The sequence below is a fragment of the Microbacterium sp. MM2322 genome (assembly GCF_964186585.1).
In the GTDB taxonomy this organism is placed as follows: domain Bacteria; phylum Actinomycetota; class Actinomycetes; order Actinomycetales; family Microbacteriaceae; genus Microbacterium.
On record NZ_OZ075067.1, the window covers coordinates 839,121 to 861,891 of the forward strand.

General features: G+C 70.3%; 17 protein-coding genes and 1 other RNA gene. 13 read left to right on the top strand and 5 right to left on the bottom strand.

Features of this window, described 5'->3' with window-relative positions:
• Nucleotides 1-4 precede the first annotated feature (4 nt).
• Nucleotides 5-1,036: a MoxR family ATPase gene (locus ABQ271_RS04070; protein ID WP_349310251.1), complete on the bottom strand. Its 1,032-nt coding sequence runs from the start codon at nucleotides 1,034-1,036 to the stop codon at nucleotides 5-7.
• 91 nt (nucleotides 1,037-1,127) lie between these two features.
• Between ABQ271_RS04070 and ffs the strand changes: the two genes are divergently transcribed.
• The 5 genes from ffs (at nucleotide 1,128) to ABQ271_RS04095 (ending at nucleotide 8,054) form a co-directional block, all read left to right on the top strand.
• An RNA gene (gene ffs / locus ABQ271_RS04075) (signal recognition particle sRNA small type) lies at nucleotides 1,128-1,224 on the top strand.
• 61 nt (nucleotides 1,225-1,285) lie between these two features.
• A complete protein-coding gene (gene pta / locus ABQ271_RS04080) occupies nucleotides 1,286-3,424 on the top strand; it encodes a phosphate acetyltransferase (protein ID WP_349310252.1) in 2,139 nt (712 codons plus the stop codon).
• Nucleotides 3,421-4,644: an acetate kinase gene (locus ABQ271_RS04085; RefSeq protein ID WP_349310253.1), complete on the top strand. Its 1,224-nt coding sequence runs from the start codon at nucleotides 3,421-3,423 to the stop codon at nucleotides 4,642-4,644. Before pta ends, ABQ271_RS04085 begins: the two co-directional genes overlap by 4 nt.
• A gap of 31 nt (nucleotides 4,645-4,675) precedes the next feature.
• Nucleotides 4,676-5,398 (top strand): HAD family phosphatase, encoded by a 723-nt coding sequence (locus ABQ271_RS04090; protein ID WP_036313820.1) that lies wholly within the window; start codon nucleotides 4,676-4,678, stop codon nucleotides 5,396-5,398.
• Between the two features lie 58 nt (nucleotides 5,399-5,456).
• Nucleotides 5,457-8,054, top strand: a complete 2,598-nt coding sequence (locus ABQ271_RS04095) for a glycoside hydrolase family 65 protein (RefSeq protein WP_060915583.1) — start codon at nucleotides 5,457-5,459, stop codon at nucleotides 8,052-8,054.
• Nucleotides 8,055-8,056: 2 nt separating this feature from the next.
• On the opposite strand, the gene ABQ271_RS04100 is transcribed toward ABQ271_RS04095, so the two are convergent.
• A complete protein-coding gene (locus ABQ271_RS04100; protein ID WP_349310254.1) occupies nucleotides 8,057-9,163 on the bottom strand; it encodes an NAD(P)-binding domain-containing protein in 1,107 nt (368 codons plus the stop codon).
• A gap of 113 nt (nucleotides 9,164-9,276) precedes the next feature.
• On the opposite strand from ABQ271_RS04100, the gene ABQ271_RS04105 reads away from it, so the two are divergent.
• On the top strand, nucleotides 9,277-9,966 hold the full coding sequence (locus ABQ271_RS04105; protein ID WP_349310255.1) for a FadR/GntR family transcriptional regulator: 690 nt from the start codon (nucleotides 9,277-9,279) through the stop codon (nucleotides 9,964-9,966).
• On the opposite strand, the gene ABQ271_RS04110 is transcribed toward ABQ271_RS04105, so the two are convergent.
• The gene (locus tag ABQ271_RS04110; protein ID WP_349310256.1) at nucleotides 9,926-11,329 is read right to left on the bottom strand and encodes an aspartate ammonia-lyase; all 1,404 of its coding nucleotides are present in this window, start codon (nucleotides 11,327-11,329) and stop codon (nucleotides 9,926-9,928) included. The two genes, ABQ271_RS04105 and ABQ271_RS04110, sit on opposite strands and share 41 nt — an antisense overlap.
• Nucleotides 11,330-11,516: 187 nt before the next feature.
• On the opposite strand from ABQ271_RS04110, the gene ABQ271_RS04115 reads away from it, so the two are divergent.
• From ABQ271_RS04115 to recR, 4 genes are read left to right on the top strand one after another with little or no spacing between them, the layout of a single operon-like run.
• Entirely contained in the window at nucleotides 11,517-13,019 is a 1,503-nt protein-coding gene (locus ABQ271_RS04115; protein WP_349310257.1) for an amino acid permease, read from the top strand.
• On the top strand, nucleotides 13,016-13,978 hold the full coding sequence (locus ABQ271_RS04120; RefSeq protein WP_349310258.1) for an asparaginase domain-containing protein: 963 nt from the start codon (nucleotides 13,016-13,018) through the stop codon (nucleotides 13,976-13,978). The genes ABQ271_RS04115 and ABQ271_RS04120 overlap by 4 nt, the downstream gene beginning before the upstream one ends.
• On the top strand, nucleotides 13,975-16,071 hold the full coding sequence (locus ABQ271_RS04125) for a DNA polymerase III subunit gamma and tau (protein WP_349310259.1): 2,097 nt from the start codon (nucleotides 13,975-13,977) through the stop codon (nucleotides 16,069-16,071). The genes ABQ271_RS04120 and ABQ271_RS04125 overlap by 4 nt, the downstream gene beginning before the upstream one ends.
• A gap of 3 nt (nucleotides 16,072-16,074) precedes the next feature.
• Entirely contained in the window at nucleotides 16,075-16,668 is a 594-nt protein-coding gene (gene recR / locus ABQ271_RS04130) for a recombination mediator RecR (protein WP_349310260.1), read from the top strand.
• A gap of 3 nt (nucleotides 16,669-16,671) precedes the next feature.
• On the opposite strand, the gene ABQ271_RS04135 is transcribed toward recR, so the two are convergent.
• Nucleotides 16,672-17,070, bottom strand: coding sequence for a hypothetical protein (locus ABQ271_RS04135; RefSeq protein WP_349310261.1), 399 nt, complete (start codon nucleotides 17,068-17,070; stop codon nucleotides 16,672-16,674).
• Between the two features lie 37 nt (nucleotides 17,071-17,107).
• A complete protein-coding gene (locus ABQ271_RS04140; RefSeq protein WP_349310262.1) occupies nucleotides 17,108-18,499 on the bottom strand; it encodes a threonine/serine exporter family protein in 1,392 nt (463 codons plus the stop codon).
• 143 nt (nucleotides 18,500-18,642) lie between these two features.
• On the opposite strand from ABQ271_RS04140, the gene ABQ271_RS04145 reads away from it, so the two are divergent.
• The 3 genes from ABQ271_RS04145 (at nucleotide 18,643) to ABQ271_RS04155 (ending at nucleotide 22,768) form a co-directional block, all read left to right on the top strand.
• Nucleotides 18,643-19,929 (top strand): aspartate kinase, encoded by a 1,287-nt coding sequence (locus ABQ271_RS04145; protein ID WP_349310843.1) that lies wholly within the window; start codon nucleotides 18,643-18,645, stop codon nucleotides 19,927-19,929.
• Nucleotides 19,930-20,013: 84 nt separating this feature from the next.
• The gene (locus ABQ271_RS04150; RefSeq protein ID WP_349310263.1) at nucleotides 20,014-21,084 is read left to right on the top strand and encodes an aspartate-semialdehyde dehydrogenase; all 1,071 of its coding nucleotides are present in this window, start codon (nucleotides 20,014-20,016) and stop codon (nucleotides 21,082-21,084) included.
• Between the two features lie 133 nt (nucleotides 21,085-21,217).
• Nucleotides 21,218-22,768, top strand: a complete 1,551-nt coding sequence (locus ABQ271_RS04155) for a malate:quinone oxidoreductase (RefSeq protein WP_349310264.1) — start codon at nucleotides 21,218-21,220, stop codon at nucleotides 22,766-22,768.
• Nucleotides 22,769-22,771: the final 3 nt, after the last annotated feature.

The following is a 22,771-nucleotide window of genomic DNA, read 5'->3' on the forward strand; positions in this document are numbered from 1 at the left end:
CCGCTCAGCGCGCAGCGACCGGAACGCGCACCGAGCTGACGACCTGCTCGAGTGCCGCCGCGACGAGGTCGACGCCGCCGCGCCCGCGCGCCACCGCGCCGCCGCGGGCGGCGATCAGCCGGTGGGCGAAGACGGGTTCGATCAGGCTCACGAGATCGTCGGGGATGACGTACTCGCGACCTTCGAGGGCGGCCCACACCTTCGCCGCACGGACGAGCTGGAGCGTCGCGCGCGGGCTCGCCCCCAGCCGCAGGTCTGCGTGCTCGCGGGTCGCTCGAGACAGGGCGACCGCGTACTCCTCGACCGCGGGGGAGACGTGCACAGTCCGGGCCCACGTGATGAGAGCGGCGACGCGCTCGGCGGTGATGACCGGGCGGATCGCGTCGAGCGGGTTCGCGCTGTCGCGCTGACGGAGCATGAGCGCCTCGTTCGCGGCATCCGGGTAGCCCATCGAGATCCGCATCATGAAGCGGTCCCGCTGCGCTTCGGGGAGGGCGTACGTCCCCTCCATCTCGAGCGGGTTCTGGGTCGCGACGACGAGGAAGGGGTCGGGAAGGCCGCGGCTCGTGCCGTCGACGGTGACCTGCCGTTCCTCCATCGCTTCGAGGAGCGCGGACTGCGTCTTGGGCGACGAGCGATTGATCTCGTCGGCGATGACGATGTGCGCGAAGATCGCGCCCGGCTTGAAGTCGAACCGGCCCTCGGACTGGTCGTAGACGCTCACACCGGTCACGTCGCTCGGCAGGAGGTCAGGGGTGAACTGGATGCGTCGCACCGTCGCCTGGATCGAGGATCCCAGTGCGCGGGCGAGCATCGTCTTGCCGACGCCGGGGACGTCCTCGATGAGAAGGTGCCCCTCCGCGAGGAGGCAGACGAGCGCGGCGCGGACGGCGTGCGGCTTGCCGTCGATGACCTTCGACACCGACGCGACGAGGGCCTCCGTCGTCTCGGCGAACACCCCCGCATCCACCCGATTCGTCGCCTGGGTCGCGGTGTCGCCACCCGGCGCCGTCATGGTCGTCTGGTCGTCGGTCATCCGTCCCCCTCACGCGGTCGGCGCAGCAGCGCGCCCGGACCGATGCTAACCCGGCTGTCGCGGGCGGGCGCCCGACGTCGGGTAGACTTGCAGCAGCTCTCCGCGAGACGGCACCCAGGCCAACTCCCCCAGGACGGAAACGTAGCAAGGGTAACCGGGCTCTGCCGGGTTCGCGGAGAGTCTTTCTTTTCGCCTGACGGCGTCCCCCGCTCCCAGCCGTGTCATCGGCCGCGAGCCTAGGCTGGGATCGTGGCTCAGAGCATCTACATCACGTCGGCAGAAGGTCATTCCGGCAAGTCGACCATCGCGCTCGGTGTCCTCGACACCCTCAGTCGTCGATCCCCGCGCGTCGGCGTGTTCCGCGCGATCGCGCGCTCGACCGAGGAGCGCGACTACGTTCTCGAGATGCTGCTCGACCACGACGGCGTCGACCTCGGCTACGACGAGTGCATCGGCGCCACCTACGACGAGGTGCGCGCCGACCCCGAAGCCGCCCTCGGCCGGATCGTGGAGCGCTACAAGTCCGTCGAGGCGCAGTGCGACGCCGTCGTCATCATCGGCAGCGACTACACGGACGTCGGCAGCCCCGCCGAGCTCGGCTACAACGCCCGCATCGCGGCGAACCTCGGCGCGCCCGTCCTCGTCGTGCTGTCGGGTCAGCCCGCCGACGGGGAGCGCTCGCCGGATGCCGGGGGTCTCTCGCCCGAGCAGGTGGGAAACCTCGCCACCCTCGCGCTGTCCGAACTCAAGCACGAACGCGCCGGCATCTTCGCGGTGGTCGTGAACCGCGCCGACCCGGAGCGCCTCGACGACATCGTCGCGGCTGTCCGGGCCGTCCCGGCGGCGGCCGGCGACATCGGCGTCTGGGCGATCCCCGAGGATGCCTACCTCGTCGCCCCCTCGGTGGGAGACGTCGCGCGCTCGCTCGGGGCGACGCTCGTGAAGGGTGACAAAGCTCTCCTCGACCGCGAGGTGCTCCACGTGGTCGTGGCGGGCATGTCGCTGAACAACGTCCTCCCGCGCCTCGAAGAAGCAGCCATCCTCGCCGTCGCGGCGGACCGCACCGAGGTGCTGCTGGCAGCCCTCCTCGCCAACGCATCGGGGACTTTCCCGTCGCTCTCGGGCATCGTGCTCTACGGTCCGTTCGAGCTCCCGGAGCACGTCGAGCGCCTCATCGACGGCCTCGACTCGAACCTCCCGATCCTCGCGACCGACCAGGGCACGTATGAGACGGTCCGCGGCATCATGAGCGCCCGGGGACGTCTCGCCGCCGACTCGCAGCGCCGCTACGACACCGCCCTGTCGCTGTTCGAGCAGCACGTCGACACCGAGGATCTGCTCCGACGCATCGGCCTCGCGAGCTCGAGCGTCGTCACGCCCCTCATGTTCCAGTACGGGCTCATCGAACGCGCCCGCAGCGAGCGTCGCCGGATCGTCCTCCCCGAAGGCGGCGACGACCGCATCCTCCGAGCTGCCGCGACGGCGCTGGCCCGCGGGATCGCCGACATCACGATCCTCGGGGAGCCCATCGAGGTGCGCGCGCGTGCCCTCGAGCTCGGCCTCGACATCCAGGCCGCCGAGGTGCTGAGCCCGTTCGATGCCGTCCACGTCGACAAGTTCGCCCGCGAGTACGAGCGGCTCCGCGCCCACAAGGGGATCACGTTCCGCCAGGCCGCCGACACGGTCACCGACGTCTCGTACTTCGGCACGTTGATGGTGCACCTGGGGCTCGCCGACGGCATGGTCTCGGGCGCCGCGCACACGACGGCGCACACCATCCGACCCGCGTTCGAGATCATCAAGACCAAGCCCGGCGTCGACGTGGTCTCGAGCGTCTTCCTGATGGCGCTCGCCGATCGCGTCCTCGTGTACGGGGACTGCGCCGTGATCCCCGACCCGACCGCGGTGCAGCTGGCCGACATCGCCGTCTCCTCGGCGGCGACGGCCGACCAGTTCGGGATCTCGCCGCGCGTTGCGATGCTGTCCTACTCGACAGGTGAGTCCGGCTCGGGCGCCGACGTCGAGAAGGTCCGCGAGGCGACGGCCCTGGTGCGCGAACGCGCGCCGAAGCTGCTCGTCGAGGGACCGATCCAGTACGACGCGGCCACCGACGCTGCGGTCGCGGCGACGAAGATGCCCGGATCGGATGTCGCGGGCCGGGCGACCGTGTTCGTCTTCCCCGACCTCAACACCGGCAACAACACCTACAAGGCCGTGCAGCGCTCCGCCGGCGCCGTCGCGATGGGGCCGGTCCTCCAGGGCCTCAACAAGCCCATCAACGATCTGTCTCGCGGCGCGCTCGTCGAAGACATCGTCAACACGATCGCGATCACCGCGATCCAGGCACAGAACGCGACGGATGCCGTCGCCCCGGAGACTCGCGCATGACCCCCGTCCTCGTCATCAACAGCGGTTCCTCGTCGTTCAAGTACCAGCTCGTCGACGTCGAGAACGAGCGCGCTCTCGCTTCCGGGCTCGTCGAGCGGATCGGTGAGGAGACCGGCATCGCCACGCACACCGTCTTCCTCGGCGGCGAGGCGACCTCCGTCGCCGCAACGAAGGCGACGTCGCGCATCGAGCGGCCGATCCCCGATCACACCACCGGCTTCGCCGTCATGCTCGAGGCTTTCGCCGCTCACGGCCCGTCGCTTGAGAACGCTCGCCCGGTCGCCGTGGGGCACCGCGTCGTCCAGGGCGGCGCGCGCTTCTTCGAGCCGACGCTCGTCACGCCCCTCGTTGAGATCAACATCGACGAGCTGTCGGCGCTCGCGCCGCTCCACAACCCAGGAGCGCTCCAGGGCATCCGCGCCGCGCGCGCCGCATTCGCCGACGTCCCGCACGTCGCCGTCTTCGACACCGCCTTCCACCAGACCATGCCGGCGGAGGCATACACCTACGCGATCGACCGCGAGATGGCCGAGAAGCACCGCATCCGCAAGTACGGGTTCCACGGCACGAGCCACAAGTTCGTGAGCGAAGCCGCCGCCGCCTTCCTCGGCCGTCCCGTGACGGAGCTGTCGCAGATCGTCCTCCACCTGGGCAACGGCGCCTCGGCGACCGCGATCCGCGGCGGGGAATCCGTCGACACCTCGATGGGGCTCACACCGCTCGAGGGCCTCGTCATGGGGACGCGCTCGGGCGACATCGACCCGTCCGTCCTGGGCGTGCTCGCCCGCCGCGAGGACATGACGCCGGGCGAGCTCGACTCCTTCCTCAACAAGAAGAGCGGTCTGCTCGGACTCGCCGGTGCGTCCGACATGCGCGACATCGACACTCGCCGCCGCGACGGGGATGCCGCAGCCCAGCTCGCCTTCGACGTCTACATCCACCGCCTCCGCGCCTACATCGGCGCCTACCTCGCGCAGCTCGGCGGCGCCGATGTCATCTCGTTCACGGCGGGCGTGGGGGAGAACTCCGCGGTGGTCCGCGCCGCAGCGCTCGAGACCTTCGGATTCGCGGGCGTCCGCCTGGATGCCGAGCGAAACGCGTCGGGTGGACGCGGCATCCGCGTCATCTCCACCGACGACTCGCCGGTCACCGTCCTCGTGGTCCCGACCGATGAGGAACTCGAGATCGCGCGCCAAGCCCACGCGGTCGCCGCGGCGTGAGCGAGGCGACGGATACGCTGGTGCGGTGACGATGGCCGACCTCCCCGACCTCACCCGATTCGACGGCGTCCTCTTCGACCTCGACGGCGTGCTGACCCCGACCGCAGAAGTCCACATGCACGCGTGGCAGAGCATGTTCACCGAACTGTTCACCGCCTGGGGGGTCGAGCCGGCGTACGCCGAAGGAGACTACTTCGAGCACCTCGACGGCAAGAAGCGCTACGACGGCGTCGCGAGCCTGCTGCGCTCCCGCGACATCGAAGTGCCGTGGGGCGACCCTTCGGATGACCCGTCCGAGGACACCGTGTGCGGCATCGGCAACCGCAAGAACGTCGTCTTCGAGCGCGTGCTGCGCGCCGACGGCATCGCCGCCTATCCCGGCTCGCTCGCGCTGGTCGAGAAGCTCCAGGCCGCCGGCATCCCGATCGCGGTCGTCTCCAGCTCCAAGAACGCCCGCGAGGTCCTGACCGCCGCCGGCATCATCGACCGTTTCCCGGTCATCATGGACGGCGTCGTCGCCGAGGCCGAGAACCTCGAATCCAAGCCCGCCCCCGACGTCTTCGCCCGTGCGGCCGAGATGCTCGGCGTCGATCCTGCCCGGAGCGCCGCCGTCGAGGACGCGCACTCCGGCGTGCGTTCCGCCGCGGCGGCCGGGTACGGTCTCGTCGTGGGTGTCGACCGCGGCGCCGGTGCCGACGCGCTCCGCGCAGCGGGTGCCGACGTCGTCGTCGACGACCTCGCCGTGTTCGTCTGACCCGCGCCGTCCCCCCGGCATCCCCCACTCCCGTCCTGTCACCCGAAGAAGGACCAGCATGATCGATCGTCAGCGTTTCCCTGTTGACCCGTGGCGTCTCGTCGAAACCTCGTTCTCGCTCGACGACCCGGGCGTCACCGAGACCCTGTTCGCCGAGGGGAACGGCTACCTCGGCCTCCGCGGCAACCACCCCGAGGGCAGGCACGCCCTCGAGCACGGGACCTTCCTCAACGGCTTCCACGAGGTGTTCCCCATCCGTCACGCGGAGCGCGCGTTCGGGTTCGCCGAGGTCGGGCAGACGATCATCAACGCCCCCGACAGCAAGGTCATGCGCGTCTACGTCGACGATGAGCCGCTCTCGCTCGACATCGCCGAGCTCCGCGAGTACGAGCGTGCTCTCGACATGCGGCGGGGCGTGCTCACCCGACACATCCGGTGGATGACGCCGAGCGGCAAGGACGTCGTCATCGAGTACGAGCGGCTGGTGTCGTTCGAGGAGCGTCACGTCGCCGTCATGCGGATCTCGGTGACCGTCCTGAACGCCGACGCGCCCGTGACGGTCAGCTGCCAGCTCATCAACCGTCAGGACGGCCAGGACGTCTACGGTGGTGCGGGACTCGGGAAGCAGGCCGCCGCAGGGTTCGACCCGCGCAAGGCCGAAGGCTTCCAGGACCGGGTCCTGCAGCCCGAGGAGTACTGGCAGGACGGCGACCGTTCCGCACTGTCGTACAAGGTGACCGCGTCGGGGATGACCGTCGCGGTCGTCGCCGATCACCTCGTGGAGACCGAGAACGAATACTCGTCTCGCTCGCTCGTCGAGCCCGACATCGCCAAGAACGTCTTCCGCGTGCAGGCCCGCCAGGGTGTGCCCGTGACCATCACGAAAGCCGTCGCGTATCACACGTCTCGGGGGGTCCCCGCTCGCGAACTGGTCGAGCGCGGCCGTCGCACCCTCGACCGCGTCGAGCACGAAGGCATCCAGAACCTCTTCGATCGCCAGGAGGCCTGGGTCGCAGACTTCTGGGACCGTTCCGACGTCGTCATCGAGGGTCAGGACGACCTCCAGCAGGCGACCCGCTGGTGTCTGTACCAGCTCGCTCAGGCCGCGGCGCGGGCCGACTCGCTGGGCGTTCCGGCGAAGGGCGTGACCGGCTCGGGCTACAGCGGGCACTACTTCTGGGACACCGAGGTCTACGTCCTCCCCTTCCTCGCGTACACGACGCCGCTCTGGGCGCGAAACGCCCTCCGGATGCGGTATCTCATGCTCCCCGCAGCCCGCAAACGCGCCGGCCAGCTGAACGAGGCGGGCGCGCTCTTCCCGTGGCGGACCATCAACGGCGAGGAAGCCTCGGCCTATTACGCCGCCGGCACCGCGCAGTACCACATCAACGCCGACATCGCCTTCGCGCTCGGCAAGTACGTCCGTGCCACCGGAGACACCGACTTCCTCTACCGGGAGGGCGTCGACATCCTCGTGGAGACGGCGCGGCTGTGGGCGACGCTCGGCTTCTGGCGGTTCACCGAGACGGGGGAGCCGGAGAGCTTCCACATCCACGGCGTCACCGGTCCGGACGAGTACACGACGGTCGTCAACGACAACCTGTTCACGAACGTCATGGCCCGCTACAACCTGCGCTACGCCGCGCGCGTCGTGCGGGAGATGTCGATCGACCAGCCCGACGCCTATCGGGCGATGGTGGAGCGGCTCGACCTCGACGAGGCGGAGCCCGTCGCCTGGCAGAGCGCCGGCGAGGCCATGCACATCCCGTACAGCGAGGCCCTCGGCATCCACCCGCAGGACGCTGTCTTCCTCGAGCGCGAGGTGTGGGACCTCGAGAACACACCCGAAGAGCAGCGGCCGCTGCTGCTGCACTTCCACCCGCTCGTCATCTACCGGTACCAGGTGTTGAAGCAGGCCGATGTCGTGCTGGCGCTCTACCTGCAGGGCAACCAGTTCACCCCGGCCGAGAAGCTCGCCGACTTCGAGTACTACGACGCGTTGACCACGGGGGATTCGACCCTGTCTGCCGTCGTGCAGGCGATCCTCGCCGCGGAGGTCGGGTACCAGGACCTCGCCCTCGACTACTTCCGCGAGTCCGCGTTCGTCGACCTGGGCGACCTGCACAGCAATGCGTCCGACGGTGTGCACGTCGCGTCGGCGGGTGGCGTGTGGACGGCGCTCGTCGCCGGCTTCGGCGGCATGCGCGACCACCGCGGTGCGCTGAGCTTCGACCCGCGGCTTCCCGCGGCCTGGCCCTCCCTGTCGTACACGCTGCACTGGCACGGCACGCGCCTGAAGATCACCGTTCGGCGCGACGAGATGACCGTGACGGCCGGTGAGGGGGCGGACGTCTCCTTCACCGTCCGCGGCGCCGGCTACACGGTCGCCGCAGGCGAGGCGGTCACCGTGCCGCTGCAGGGTCAGGGCCCCGTGATCGCAGGCCGCCCGACGCTGAAGCAGATCGGCGAGCAGCTCCGCGAGGACGGCACGCTCCTGTCCGCCTCGGTCCCCGACGCGACCGCCGCCACGTCCGTTCCCGTGCACACCGGCACGATCCCCGTCGTGACGGTCGACTCGGGAACGACGGATGCCGCACCCGAGCCAGACGTGCGCACCCAGCAGATCCCGACGATCGACGCGACCGCGAAGGTCTGAGCTCAGACCGTCGCCGCGGTGCGGTCCCGCACGATCGCGCGGACCGCGTCGCGGCCGGCACGGTTCGCGCCGATCGTCGACTGCGACGGTCCGTAGCCGATCAGGAACAGTCGGGGCTCGTCGGTCGCGCGGGTGTCTCGGACGCGCACCCCACCGGCGGCGGTGCGGAGCCCCAGCGGGGCGAGGTGGGCGATGTCGGCGCGGAAGCCCGTGGCCCACAGGATGACGTCCGCGGGCTCGAGGGTGCCGTCCGGCATCCGCACCCCGTCGGCTTCGATGGCGGTGAACATCGGATGCCACACGAGAGCGCCGCGGTCGTTCGCGGCCTGAGCCCACGGCGACCAGTGCGCGCCGGTGACCGAGACGACGCTGCCCGGCGGGAGCCCCTGGCGCACGCGCTCCTCGACCCCGGCGATCGCCTCGATCCGCGCGGCGGTGTCGAACGCCTTCGCGCCCCACTGCGGTTCGGCGCGGGCGACCCACAACGTGTCGGTCACCTGCGAGATCTCGTCGAGCAGTTGGATCGCGGACACACCGGCCCCCACGATCACGACCCGCTGTCCGCGGAACTCCTCCGCCGAGCGGTAGTCGTGCACGTGCAGCTGGCGTCCTGCGAACGACGCCTGGCCCGGGTAGGTCGGCCAGAAGGGCTTCCGCCACGTGCCGGTCGCGTTGATGACGTAGCGCGCCGACCATGTGACGGGGCGCCCGGCATCCTCCGCCGCGACACGGAGTCGCCCATGCGGGTCGTCGTCCTCGCGCCGCACGGCGCGGACGCGGACGGGCCGGTGCACACGCAGGTCGAAACGTGCTTCGTACTCGGCGAAGTAGTCCGGCAGCACCTCGCGGCTGGGAGAGAGCGGGTCTGCGGGAGGCACCGCGTAACCGGGGAGTTCATGGATGCCGTTGACCGTCCCCATCCGCAGCGTCGCCCAACGGTGCTGCCAGGCCCCGCCCGACCGTGCCTCCGCGTCCAGGACGACGAACGTCGGGGCGTCGTCTGCCGACGAACCGAGCGGGACGAACCCGCGTCTGCGGAGGTGGTACGCGGCGCTCAACCCGGCCTGGCCGGCGCCGATCACGACGACGTCGACAGGGATGGCGGGCATGACCCGTGCAACATCGCCTCGCGGTGGCCTGTTCCCGCGGCCCGGCCGAGCGTGCCGCGACTGCCCGTTAGGCTGACCGGATGGCGCGTGATGTGGCGGACCCGGGGAGCAGCATGAGCTCGTCCTCCGTGGGTGCCCGCGCCGCCGACGGCGTGTTCGAGGGGCTCCGCGAGGACATCGTCGCGGGCCGCCTCACGGTGGGGGAGCGGCTTCCCTCCGAAGCCGCTCTCGCCGAGCAGTACGGCGTGAGCCGTCCGAGTGTCCGCGAGGCGATCCGTTCCCTGCAGGCCCTCGGCCTCACCCGCACACGCACCGGGAGCGGGACCTACGTCGCCTCCGACCGGCCCGCGCTGTCGCTCGGCTACGGGGACTTCTCGGCGCGTGACCTCAGCGAGGCGCGTCCGCACATCGAAGTCCCGGCGGCGGGTCTCGCCGCGGAACGCCGCACCGACCAGCAGCGTGCCGATCTGGTCGACCTCTGCGATCGGATGGATGCCACGACCGATCCCGCGGAGTGGGTCGAGCTCGACTCCCGCTTCCACGTGCTCGTGGCCGAGGCATCCGGGAATGCGGTCTTCGCGCGCGCCGTCGGCGATATCCGCGATGCTCTCAGCCACCAATCCGGCGTCGTGAACCTCATCGCCCACCGGCGCGAACCGTCGTCGCGCGAGCACCGCGCCATCGCCGAGGCGATCGGCATCGGATCGGCGATCGAAGCACGCGAGGCGATGCGCGCACACCTCGGCGCCGTCGAGCGGGTCGTCAGCCCGCTGACGCCGTCGGAACCAGGTTCGCGGGACTGAGGGCCGCCGCCAGCGCCTCCGGCGACAGCAGCCCGCGCTCGAGCACGACCTCGGGGACGGTCCGCCCGGACAGGAGCGCTTCGCCCGCGACCTCGGTCGCCGCGCGGTAGCCGATCAGCGGGTTCAGCGCGGTAGCGAGACCGATCGAGTCGGTGACCCGCGCGGCCATGACGTCGGGACGGGCCTGGATGCCGCTGACGCACCGTTCCGCGAGAAGGTGGCACGCGGCGGTCAGGTGCGCGATGCTCTGCGACAGGGCGCGGACGATGACGGGCTCGAACGCGTTCAGCTGCAGTTGCCCGGCCTCGGCGGCGAGGGTCACGGCGAGGTCGTCGGCGATCACCGTGTAGGCGACCTGCGTGACCATCTCGGGGATGACGGGGTTCACCTTGCCCGGCATGATGCTCGACCCCGCTTGCAGGGCGGGGAGCGTGATCTCGCCGAGACCCGCCCGCGGGCCCGAGGACAGCAAGCGGAGGTCGTTGCACGTCTTGGAGAGCTTCACGGCGATGCGCTTGAGCATCCCCGACAGGTGTACGAACGCGCCGGGGTCCTGCGTGGCCTCGACGAGGTCGGTCGCAGACGTGAACGGGCGGCCGGTCAGCTCGGCGAGGTGTGCCACGGCGACCGGTCCGTACCCCGCGGGAGCGTTCAGGCCCGTGCCGATGGCGGTCGCGCCGAGGTTCACCTCGAGGAGCAGACGGGCGGATTCCCGCAGTCGGTGCCGGTCCTCGTCGAGCATGACCGCGAACGCGCCGAACTCCTGACCGAGCGTCATCGGCACGGCATCCTGCAACTGCGTGCGGCCGATCTTCACGTATCCCGAGAACTCCGCCGCCTTTGCGGCGAAGGCCTCGTGCAGAACGCCCATCGCGGCGTCCAGCCCGTCGACGCCTTCGATCAGCGCGACGTCGATCGCGGTCGGGTAGGCGTCGTTGGTCGGCTGGCTGAGGTTGACGTGGGCGTTGGGGTGCAGGTGCGCGTACTCGCCCTTGGCGTGGCCGAGGATCTCAAGCGCCCGGTTGGCGATGACCTCGTTCGCGTTCATGTTGGTCGAGGTGCCCGCACCGCCCTGGATGACGTCGACGACGAACTGGTCGGCGAGGGCGCCGCCCCGGATCTCGCGGCAGGCCGCGGCGATGGCGTCGGCCCGCGCGATGTCGAGGAGTCCGAGGTCGCGGTTGGCGAGCGCCGCAGCCTCCTTCACGTAGGCGAGGCCCCGCAAGAGGAACGGGTACGTGCCGATCGGCACACCGGTCACGGGGAAGTTCGCCCGGGCGCGGGCGGTGTGGACACCCCAGTAGGCGTCGGACGGGATCTCGGCCGGCCCCAGCAGGTCGTGTTCGATGCGCGTGGTCGTCATGTCGCTCTCTTCCTCGAGGTGGACGAACGGCGCAAACCTATCAGACAGATTTGCGGCAGGGGCGACCAACTTCCCGCTAAAACTTGACGGAAGCCGCACTTCGGGTGTTCAGTGTTCCCAAACCTGTAAGGCAGATACCACATCCCCTCACGGCGACGGTGCCGACGAGACGAGAAAGCGAGTTCCCATGACAACGGAGTCGACTCCGACGGAGACGGATGCCGCACTGCTCCGCACAGCCTCGATCGCGCAGGCCGAAGGTGCGGGGTTCCACAAGGGCCTCCGGCCCCGTCAGATCCAGATGATCGCCATCGGCGGTGCGATCGGCACCGGCCTGTTCATGGGCGCGGGCGGCCGGCTCGCCGAGGCGGGACCGGCCCTCGTTCTGGTCTACGCCGTCTGCGCCGTGTTCGCGTTCCTCGTGATGCGCGCCCTCGGCGAGCTCATCCTCCACCGTCCCTCGACGGGGTCGTTCGTCTCGTACGCCCGCGAGTTCTACGGCGAGAAGATGGCGTTCGCCGCGGGGTGGATGTACTGGCTCAACTGGGCCATGACCTCCGTTGCCGACGTCACCGCGGTCGCGCTGTACATGAACTTCTTCAAGCAGTACGTGCCCGCCTTCGCCGGCATCCCGCAGTGGGTCTTCGCGCTCGTCGCCCTCGTTCTCGTGCTGGCGATGAACCTCGTGTCCGTCAAGGTCTTCGGCGAGCTCGAGTTCTGGTTCGCGATCATCAAGGTCGCGGCCCTCGTGACCTTCCTCGTCGTCGGCATCTTCTTCGTCGTCACCGGCACCCCCGTCGCCGGGACGACGCCGGGCTTCCACCTGATCGCTGACAACGGCGGTGTGTTCCCCAACGGCATCCTGCCTGCGCTCATCGTCGTGCAGGGCGTCGTCTTCGCCTACGCGTCGATCGAACTCGTCGGCACCGCCGCGGGCGAGACCGAGAATGCCCGGACGATCATGCCCAAGGCGATCCGCGCCGTCGTCTTCCGTCTCGCGGTCTTCTACGTCGGATCGGTGCTGCTGTTCGCGCTCCTCATGCCGTACACGAGCTACGAGTCCGGCGTCAGCCCGTTCGTCACTTTCTTCGGCTCCATCGGAGTCCAGGGGGCCGACGTCATCATGAACCTCGTCGTTCTCACCGCCGTCGTGTCGTCGCTCAACGCGGGGCTCTACTCCACCGGCCGCATCCTCCACTCGATGGCCGTCACGGGCTCCGCTCCCGCACCGCTGATGCGCATGAACCGCGCCGGCGTTCCGTACATGGGCATCGCCGTCACGGCGGTCGTCACGGCCATGGGTGTCGTGCTCAACGCGCTCTACCCGTCGGACGCGTTCGAGATCGCCCTCAACGTCTCGGCGCTCGGCATCATCAGCGCGTGGGCCGTCATCATCCTCTGCCAGATCAAGCTGCAGCGACTGGCCCGGGCCGGCGTCATGGAACGCCCCTCGTTCCGGATGCCGGGAGCTCCCTACACGGGATGGGTGACCCTCGTGTTCCTCGCCTCGGTCATCGTCCTCATGGCGCTCGATTACCCGATCGGCTCCTTCACCGTCGGCTCCCTGATCGTGATCGTGCCCGCGCTCATCGGCGGCTGGTTCCTCATGCGCGACCGCATCCGGATGCTGGCCGCGCAGCAGACCGGCACGATCGCCGCCCTGCAGCGCAGCGGCGAGGGCGGCGCGTGACGAGGGGACACCTCGTCGTCATCGCGACCGGCGGCACCATCGCGAGCCGCCGGTCGCCGGACGGATCGAGCGCTCCCGTCCTCGGCGGGAATGCTCTGCTCCACGGCCTCGCGGCCGACGACGACGTCCGCGTCGTGGACGCGCTCGCGGCGGACTCGGCGACGTTCACCCTCGCCGACATGCAGCACATCGTCGACGCCGTGGCCGAGGCGGTGGCCGATGACGCCGTCCGCGGAGTGCTCGTCCTCCACGGCACGGACTCGCTCGAGGAAACCTCGCTGCTCGCCGCGATCCAGGTGGGTCCACCTCGCATCCCCGTGGTCTTCACGGGCGCGCAGTTCACCGCGGACGACCCGGCGTCGGACGGTCCCGACAACATCAGGGTCGCGCTCGCAGCCACCCGGGCCGCCGTCCCCGGCGTGTGGGTCGCGTTCGGCGGCCGCATCCTCTCGACGTGGGGGCTCTCGAAGGTGACGACCGACCGCGCCGACGCCTTCGGTCACTCGCGGCGGGATGCCGCCACGGTGCCGCACCTGCCCGGCGACGTGTCCCGCCTGCGGGTCGACGTCGTGGCCCTGCCCCCGGGCGCCGACGACGTGCATCTCCGGGCCAGCCTCGCCGCCGGTGCCGACGGTCTCGTCCTCGAGGCGCTCGGGTCGGGCAACACGACCCCCGCGGTCGTCGCGGCCGTCCGCGACGCGGTAGCCGCCGGCATCCCGGTCATCGTGTCGAGTCGGGTGCCGCGGGGGCTGCTCGTCCCCTCGTACGGCGGGGGAGGGGGCGGCGCGGACCTGGCCGCGGCGGGCGCCCTCCACTCGCCGACGCTCCGTCCGGGGCAGGCGCGGATCCTCCTGGCGGCGCTTCTGGTCGCGGGTGCCGACCGAGACGCGATCGCCGCAGCGGTCGAGGGACGAACGCCGGATCGGATGTCGGCCCCACGCCGTAGTCTGTTGTGGTGACCACCGCTCTGTACCGCCGCTATCGCCCGGAGACCTTCGGCGAGATGATCGGGCAGAGCCAGGTGACCGAGCCGCTGATGACGGCGCTCAGGAGCGACCGCGTGGGCCACGCCTACCTCTTCTCCGGTCCTCGCGGCTGCGGCAAGACGACCTCCGCGCGCATCCTCGCCCGCTGCCTCAACTGCGCACAGGGACCGACCGACACCCCGTGCGGCACGTGCGACTCGTGCGTCGAGCTCAGCCGCGGCGGCGGGGGTTCGCTCGACGTCGTCGAGATCGACGCGGCATCCCACAACGGTGTCGACGATGCCCGCGACCTCCGCGAGCGCGCCGTCTTCGCCCCCGCGCGCGACCGGTTCAAGATCTTCATCCTCGACGAGGCCCACATGGTCACGGCGCAGGGATTCAACGCGCTCCTCAAGCTCGTCGAGGAGCCGCCGGCGCACGTCAAGTTCATCTTCGCGACGACCGAGCCCGAGAAGGTCATCGGCACGATCCGCTCGCGCACCCACCACTATCCGTTCCGTCTCGTTGCGCCCGCCGCGATGCTCGAATACGTCGAGCAGCTCTGCACGACCGAGGGTGTGACGGTGCAGCCCGGCGTGCTCCCGCTCGTCGTGCGCGCCGGCGGCGGGTCGCCCCGTGACACGCTGTCGCTGCTCGACCAGCTGATCGCCGGTTCCGAAGACGGCGCCGTCGCCTACGAGCGCGCGGTCTCTCTCCTCGGCTACACGCACGCCGAGCTCCTCGACGAGGTCGTCGACGCGTTCTCCTCGCACGACGCGGCCGCCGCGTTCGGTGCTGTCGACCGCGTCGTGCAGACCGGCCAGGACCCGCGCCGCTTCGTCGACGACCTGCTCGAGCGTCTTCGCGACCTCATCATCGTCGCCGCGACCGGAGAGGGCGCGCGCGCCGTGCTCCGCGGCGTCCCGGTGGACGAGCTCGAGCGCATGGCGCGTCAGGCGGCCTCGTTCGGCACCGACCGCCTGTCGCGCATCGCCGACCTCGTCGTCACGGCTCTCGACGACATGACCGGCACGACCTCGCCGCGCCTGCAGCTCGAACTGCTCGTGGCCCGCGTCCTGGCCGCGACGACGGATGCCGGTGAATCCGCGCCGGCCGTCCCGGCCGCCGCTGCCCCCCGAACCGAGGCCCCCCGTACCGAGGCCCCCCGCACCGAGACGACGCGCGTCGCTCCTGCACCGGCTGCTCAGACGCCCGCTCCCGCGGTGCCGACTCCGGAGCCCGCTCCTGCGACCCCCATCGCGTCGTCCGAACCCGCCCCGGCCGCGTCGCCCGAACCGCCGCTTCCGACCGGCCCGGTGACGTTCGAGCAGATCCGCGACTCGTGGCCCGAGATCCTGCGCCGGCTCGAAGACCTCAGCCGCACCTCGTGGATGATCGCGACGGCGTCACGACCGGTGGCGTACGCCGAGGGCGACATCCTCACGCTGTCCTTCCAGAGTCACGCCGATGTGCAGTCGTTCAAGAAGCTGACGGCCGGCAAAGGCCCGAGCGAGGACCTGCGGACGGCGATCCTCGCCGTCCTGGGTGTGCGGGTGAAGTACCTGACCCGCCACGACACCGACCCCACCCCGCCGCCCCCGGGTGGTGTGGGCCCCGATGTCCCGCCCGAACCCGACGCTCCCGAGGGCGGTTACGGGCTTCCCGCCGCGGCATCCCCTCCCGCATCGGCGCCGCGTTCTGCGCCTGCTGCGGCAGCGCCCGTCACGGAGTGGGCGGTCGCGCCGATTCCTACGGACGATGCCGCGCCCGCGGCCCAATTCGCCGTGGACGACGAGCCGGAGGATGCCGCGCCCGCCCCTATCCGGACGCTGACCGTCCAGCGCGAAGGCGATGTGCTCCCCGCCGACGCGCCCGATGACGACGACGACGAAGACGACGTGCCGCCTCCGGTGGATGCCGACGCGCCGATTCCCGTGCGGACGGCCCCGCCCCGCCTCGCGCCCGAGCCGCAGCGAGGCCCCCGTCCCGGTGGGATCGAGCGCGTCGGCGAGGCCGCCGTCCGCCAGCTGCTGGGTGCGCGCTTCGTGCGGGAAGAGCCGTATACCCCTCCGACGAGGTTCAACTGACCCATGTATGACGGCATCGTCCAAGACCTGATCGACGAGTTCGGCCGCCTTCCCGGCATCGGTCCGAAGTCGGCCCAGCGCATCGCGTTCCACATCCTGCAGACCCCGTCGTTCGACGTGTCACGGCTCGCGGTCCTGCTCTCGGAGCTCCGCGAGCGCGTGCGGTTCTGCGAGATCTGCGGCAACGTGTCCGAGCAGGAGCAGTGCTCCATCTGCCGCGATCCTCGCCGCGACCGGACTCTCATCTGCGTGGTCGAGGATGCGAAGGACGTGTCGTCCATCGAGCGCACCCGCGAGTTCCACGGGCTCTATCACGTGCTCGGCGGGTCGATCAGCCCGATGGCGGGGATCGGCCCCGACGACCTCCGTATCACGCAGCTCATGCAGCGCCTCGCCGACGGCACGGTGACCGAGGTCATCCTCGCCACCAACCCCAACCTCGAAGGCGAAGCGACCGCGACCTACCTCAGCCGGTTGCTCCGCACTCTCGAGATCAGCGTCACCAGGCTCGCGTCCGGCCTGCCGGTCGGCGGCGACCTCGAGTACGCCGACGAGGTCACCCTCGGGCGCGCTTTCGAAGGCCGTCGCGCGATCTGACGGTCAGCTCGTTGGGGCGAACAGCTCCGGCTCCTGCGCGAGCGTCCGCTCGATCGCCGCAGCGATGTCTTCCTCTTCGATGCGGTAATCCTCGTTGACACGCTCTTCGGCTTCGCCCCATGCGTCGTCGTCGCCGATGCCGGCCGTCTGCTCGTATTCGGCCGCCGCGCGGTCGACGGCTTCTGCGGTGGCCTCCAGCCCGAGCGCGCGGTAGCCGTCGGCGATCGCGTCGAGGGGGAACTCCTCATCGGCGGCGTGGGTCTCGATCGCGTCCCAGAGCCCGGCGTTCTGAACCACGCCGTGGAAGGTCAGGACCCGGCGGACCGCGAGATCGCCCGGCTGGGTCACGGGAACGTCGTACTCGAGGGCGCGGTTCCAGATCTCGTCACCGGGGGAGCTCATACCGTGAGCCTATTGCGTGCGCGGCGCCGCCACCTGGTCAGGACCGCTCGCGGGCGCGGGCGCGGATGACCGTGCCGAGCGATGCGCGCAGGGGTTGCCCGACGTAGATGCCGAGCGACGCGCCGACTGCCAGCGCGATCCCGACGGTCGCCGCCGAGGCGAGGGTCGTGAAGCCCGTGAGCAGCGTGACCGTGCTCTGCCCGGACTCGACGACGCCGAGGAGACCGCGGAATACCGCCGCCCCCGGGACCATCGGCAAGATGGCGGCCGTCGTGATCGCGACGGAGGGCACGTGCAGGCGATACGCGGCGACGATCCCGACGAGGCTGCCGACGAACGCACCGACGCCGCTCGCTGCCGCCGTGTCGAATCCGAGAGTGGATGCCGCGGTGTACCCGGCCCACGCGACCACGCTCAACCCGACGCTGACCGCGACGACGCGGAGTCCCGCACCGTTGTAGATCGTCACGGAGACGGCGATGAGGGCGGCTCCCGCGAATTGGAGCGGAAGCGCTCCGAAGGGGAGGGAGTCGTTGGGGACGTCCATTCCCGCGCCGACGACCCGCGCCGTCTCGAGGCCGGCGAGGATGCCCAGGACGACGCCGAGGGTCTGAGTGGTGAGTTCGAGGATGCGGCCCGTCGCGGTCAGGGCGAACCCGTCGATCGCGTCCTGCGCCGCGCCGACGACCGTGAGCCCGGCGAGCATCAGGACGATGCCCGACGCGACGATGACCGTCGGGCGGATGTCCTGTGCCGCCGACCACCCGGTCGCTTCGAGACCGGGTGCGGCGGCGGCGATGAGGGTGAGGACGAAAGCGCCCGCGATCTGGCTGAAGAAGAAGGGCACGTGGGCGCGGCCGAGGAGGAACTGGGTGACCGCCGCGCCGCCCGCCGCGATGAAGGAGAGCAGGATCACGAGCCAGTTGGCCCCGAACATCAGGGCGACGCCGACGGCGAGGAGCGCCTGCGCGCCGACGATGACCGGCGGGTGGTACGCGAACGGGGTGCGACGCACGATGCGGAACTCTGCGCGGGCGGCGTCGACGGGCATCCCACTGCGGATCTCGGCGACGAGGGCCTGCAACCGCTGCAAGCGAGCGTGGTCGGGAGCCTGGCTGCGGACGACCCGCATGAGCGTGATGGGGCGGTCGGCGCCGCTGCGGTGATGCGCGACGGTGATCGAGTTGTAGCTGACGTCGACGTGGACCGGGTCGAGCCCGTACACGCCGGCGACCCGGACGATCGTGAGGGTCACCTCGCTCGCGGGCGCTCCCGAGGCGAGCATCGATTCGCCGATCCGGATGCCGAGGTCCAGCACTCCGACGGCGAACGCGTCGTCGATCACCGGCAGCATCTCGGTGTGCGGCGCCGAGTTCTCGGGGGAGCGGACGAGGGCCTGCAGCGACGTGAAGAACTGGCGTCGTCCCATGCTTCCCAGCCTAGGTGAGCGCTCCGACGCGGCCGGTCCCTGCGTCACATGGCGGTGACGGCACGGGGCGCTCCGTAGGATGGTGCCCAGGCGTGAGTCACCGCCCGCCGGCTCTGCCCGGCATCCACCCGGGAGTATCCGACATGGCCCTGATCGTCCAGAAATACGGCGGTTCGTCCGTCGCCGACGCCGAAAGCATCCGGCGCGTCGCGAAGCGGATCGTCGACGCCCGCCGCGGCGGCAACGACGTCGTCGTCGCCGTCAGCGCGATGGGCGACACGACCGACGAACTGCTCGACCTGGCCTCCCAGGTCTCGCCGCTGCCGGCGCCGCGCGAACTCGACATGCTGCTCTCCAGCGGTGAGCGCATCTCGATGGCTCTGCTGGCCATGGCCATCAACTCGATGGGCTTCGAAGCGCGCTCGTTCACCGGCAGCCAGGCCGGCATGATCACCGACAGCTCGCACGGATCCGCGCGGATCGTCGATGTCACCCCGGTCCGGGTGCGCGAGGCCCTCGATGAGGGTGCGATCGTCATCGTGGCGGGCTTCCAGGGCTTCAGCCGCGACACCCGCGACATCACCACGCTCGGTCGCGGGGGATCCGACACGACCGCGGTCGCACTCGCAGCCGCCCTCAACGCCGACGTCTGCGAGATCTACAGCGACGTCGACGGCATCTTCACCGCCGACCCGCGCGTCGTGCCGAAGGCGCGCAAGCTCGCGACCGTCACGTCCGAGGAGATGCTCGAACTCGCCGCCAACGGGGCGAAGGTGCTCTACATCCGCGCCGTCGAGTTCGCCCGACGTCACGGCGTCATGATCCATGCCCGCTCGACCTTCAGTTCGGGCGTCGGCACCTATGTTCTCGGTGCGGGGATGACCGCCCCAAACCACGAAGAGGGAGAAGAGATGGAAGAGCCCATCGTCACCGGTGTCGCCACCGACCTCAGCCAGGCCAAGATCACGGTCGTCGGCGTCCCCGACGTTCCCGGCAAGGCCGCCGACATCTTCAAGATCGTCGCGAAGTCCGGCGCGAACGTCGACATGATCGTGCAGAACGTGTCGGCCGCGGCGACCGGTCGCACCGACATCTCGTTCACCCTCCCCAAGGCCGAGGCGTCGACGGCACTGCGGGCCCTGTCGGTCGAACAGAGCGCGGTCGGATTCGACAGGGTCGTGCACGACGACCAGATCGGCAAGCTCTCGGTCGTCGGCGCCGGCATGCGCACGCACTCGGGTGTCTCCGCGACGCTGTTCGAGGCGCTGTCGACGACGGGCGTCAACATCGAGATGATCTCGACATCCGAGATCCGCATCTCGGTCGTGGTGCGCGGCGACGACCTCGCGGGCGCGGCCCGCGTCGTGCACACGGCCTACGGCCTCGACGGCGACGCCGAGGCCGTCGTCCACGCCGGCACCGGCCGCTGACGCGGCCGCTAGAATCGCCGGAACCCGCTCTTCCCGCGCTCGACGTCCGTCGCGCGCGGCGCCGCACCCTCGAGGAACCGCACCATGACCGTCTTCTCCGAATCGGGATTCTCCGTCGCCGTCGTCGGCGCCACCGGCCAGGTCGGGACGGTGATGCGCGACATCCTCGTCGACCGGGCGTTCCCGATCCGTGAGCTGCGCCTGTTCGCCACGGCCCGCTCCGCCGGCTCGACCATCGAGGTCGATGGCCGCGAGATCGTCGTCGAGGACATCGCGACGGCAGACCCCACCGGCATCCAGATCGCCCTCTTCTCGGCGGGGGCCACCGGATCCCGCGCCCACGCTCCGCGCTTCGCCGAGGCCGGCGCGGTCGTCATCGACAACTCCAGCGCGTGGCGCATGGACCCCGAGGTGCCGCTCGTCGTCAGCGAGGTCAACCCGCACGCGATCGAGGACCTGCCCAAGGGGATCATCGCGAACCCGAACTGCACGACCATGGCGGCGATGCCGGTGCTGAAGCCGCTGCACGTCGAGGCGGGGCTGGTCCGGCTCACCGTCAGCACGTACCAGGCGGTCTCGGGCTCCGGCCTCGCCGGCGCCGAGGAGCTCCTGGGCCAGGTCGAGTCCGTGGTCGCCCAGGGCGGCGCCATAGGGCTCGTCCACGACGGTGCCGCGGTGGACTTCCCCGAGCCGCAGAAGTACGTCGCGCCGATCGCGTTCAACGTCATCCCGTTCGCCGGCAGCCTCGTCGACGACGGCGACAACGAGACCGACGAGGAGAAGAAGCTCCGCAACGAGAGCCGCAAGATCCTCGAGCTGCCCGACCTCCGTGTCGCCGGCACGTGCGTGCGCGTCCCCGTGTTCACGGGCCACTCGCTCTCGATCCACGCCGAGTTCGACCGCGACATCACCCCCGATCGTGCGCGCGAGATCCTCGCCGATGCGGCCGGTGTCGCCCTGGCCGACGTCCCGACCCCGCTCGCGGCGGCCGGAGCCGACCCGAGCCTCGTCGGACGCATCCGCGCCGACCAGTCCGCGCCCGAGGGGAAGGGCCTCGTGCTCTTCATCAGCAACGACAACCTCCGCAAGGGCGCAGCGCTCAACGCGGTCCAGATCGCTGAGCTCGTCGCGGCGAACCTGGCCGCCCGCGTCTGAGGACGGATGCCGGGGCCCGGCCCGCGCGCCAGCCGCCCCGGCATCCGCCTTTCACCTGGGGAAAGAACCTCCTTTCCTGCCGCTGGAACGGCCCTGAGACGGCGTCCTCGCCCACGGCGGCGACGTAGACTGGATGACCGTGACTGACAAATCCGGAGCAGACGATCACGCAGCCGAGAACGCCGCAGCGGCCAGTTCCGCGTCCGTGAGTCCGACGAAGACCTATGACGCCCTGCTGATCGGCGGGGGCATCATGAGCGCCACCCTCGGGACCCTCTTGCAGCAGCTCGAGCCGGACTGGAAGATCGGTGTCTTCGAGCGGCTCTCGGAGGTCGCACAGGAGTCCTCGAACGCCTGGAACAACGCCGGCACGGGTCACGCGGCCCTTTGCGAGCTGAACTACACGCCCGAAGCCTCCGACGGCACGATCGATCCCGCGAAGGCCATCGGCATCAACGAGCAGTTCCAGCAGTCGCGGCAGCTGTGGAGTGCGCTCATCGAGCAGGGCGTCCTCGACGAGCCCGCCACCTTCATCAACGCAACCCCGCACATGACGTTCGTCCGCGGTGAGAAGGATGTCGCTTTCCTCAAGAAGCGCTACGAGGTCCTCAAGCAGCAGCCGCTGTTCGCCGGCATCGAATACTCCGAGGACTCGCGCGTCATCCACGAGTGGGCACCGCTGCTCATGAAGAACCGCCGCAAGGGCGAGCCCTTCGCGGCGACCCGCGTGCCGGCCGGCACCGACGTCGACTTCGGCGCCCTGACCCGCCAGTTGTTCGCCCACCTCGCCGAACAGGGTGTCGATGTCGAGACCAACCGCGAGGTGCGCAACCTCAGCCGCCAGAAGGACGGCACCTGGGAGGTCACCTACCGCCACACGGTCGGCAAGACGCCCGGCAAGGTCAGCGCCCGCTTCGTGTTCGTGGGCGCCGGCGGTTGGGCGATCAAGCTGTTGCAGCGTTCCGGCATCCCCGAGATCTCCGGCTACGGCGTCTTCCCGATCGGCGGTCAGTGGCTGAAGACCTCGAAGCCCGAGCTCGTCGCGCAGCACAAGGCGAAGGTCTACTCGCAGGCATCCGTCGGCGCGCCGCCCATGTCGGTGCCGCACCTCGACACCCGCGTCGTCGACGGTGAGGCGTCGCTCCTGTTCGGTCCGTTCGCGACGTTCAGCCCGAAGTTCCTGAAGAACGGCCGGATGACGGACATCGTCGCGCAGGTGCGTCCGGGCAACATCCTCCCGATGCTGAAGGTCGCGATCGACAACCCCGGTCTCATCAAGTACCTCGTCAGCGAGCTGCTGAAGGGGCACGCGAAGAAGGTCGACTCGCTCCGCGACTTCATGCCGAGCGCACGCGACGAGGACTGGGAGCTGTTGCAGGCCGGCCAGCGCGCGCAGGTCATGAAGAAGGACCCGAAGAAGGGCGGCGTACTGCAGTTCGGCACCGAGGTCGTCAGTTCCGCCGACGGCTCGATCGCCGGGCTCCTCGGCGCATCGCCGGGTGCCTCGACGGGCGCCTCGATCATGCTCGGCCTCCTCAAGACGTGCTTCCCCGACCGCATCGCGACGTGGGAGCCCACGTTGAAGACCCTGATCCCGACGTACGGGCAGACGCTGAACAGTGCACCCGAGACGGCGCACGAGGTCGTGCAGAAGACCGCAGCCGCCCTGCAGATCAACGTCTGAGTC

Excerpts from the sequence above, each read along its gene's own strand:
- ABQ271_RS04070 (WP_349310251.1), bottom strand. The coding sequence starts at position 1,036 with ATGACCGACGACCAGACGACCATGACGGCGCCGGGTGGCGACACCGCG.
- ABQ271_RS04085 (WP_349310253.1), top strand. The coding sequence starts at position 3,421 with ATGACCCCCGTCCTCGTCATCAACAGCGGTTCCTCGTCGTTCAAGTAC.
- ABQ271_RS04090 (WP_036313820.1), top strand. The coding sequence starts at position 4,676 with ATGGCCGACCTCCCCGACCTCACCCGATTCGACGGCGTCCTCTTCGAC.
- ABQ271_RS04095 (WP_060915583.1), top strand. The coding sequence starts at position 5,457 with ATGATCGATCGTCAGCGTTTCCCTGTTGACCCGTGGCGTCTCGTCGAA.
- ABQ271_RS04100 (WP_349310254.1), bottom strand. The coding sequence starts at position 9,163 with ATGCCCGCCATCCCTGTCGACGTCGTCGTGATCGGCGCCGGCCAGGCC.
- ABQ271_RS04105 (WP_349310255.1), top strand. The coding sequence starts at position 9,277 with ATGAGCTCGTCCTCCGTGGGTGCCCGCGCCGCCGACGGCGTGTTCGAG.
- ABQ271_RS04110 (WP_349310256.1), bottom strand. The coding sequence starts at position 11,329 with ATGACGACCACGCGCATCGAACACGACCTGCTGGGGCCGGCCGAGATC.
- ABQ271_RS04115 (WP_349310257.1), top strand. The coding sequence starts at position 11,517 with ATGACAACGGAGTCGACTCCGACGGAGACGGATGCCGCACTGCTCCGC.
- recR (WP_349310260.1), top strand. The coding sequence starts at position 16,075 with ATGTATGACGGCATCGTCCAAGACCTGATCGACGAGTTCGGCCGCCTT.
- ABQ271_RS04135 (WP_349310261.1), bottom strand. The coding sequence starts at position 17,070 with ATGAGCTCCCCCGGTGACGAGATCTGGAACCGCGCCCTCGAGTACGAC.
- ABQ271_RS04140 (WP_349310262.1), bottom strand. The coding sequence starts at position 18,499 with ATGGGACGACGCCAGTTCTTCACGTCGCTGCAGGCCCTCGTCCGCTCC.
- ABQ271_RS04145 (WP_349310843.1), top strand. The coding sequence starts at position 18,643 with ATGGCCCTGATCGTCCAGAAATACGGCGGTTCGTCCGTCGCCGACGCC.
- ABQ271_RS04150 (WP_349310263.1), top strand. The coding sequence starts at position 20,014 with ATGACCGTCTTCTCCGAATCGGGATTCTCCGTCGCCGTCGTCGGCGCC.
- ABQ271_RS04155 (WP_349310264.1), top strand. The coding sequence starts at position 21,218 with ATGACCGTGACTGACAAATCCGGAGCAGACGATCACGCAGCCGAGAAC.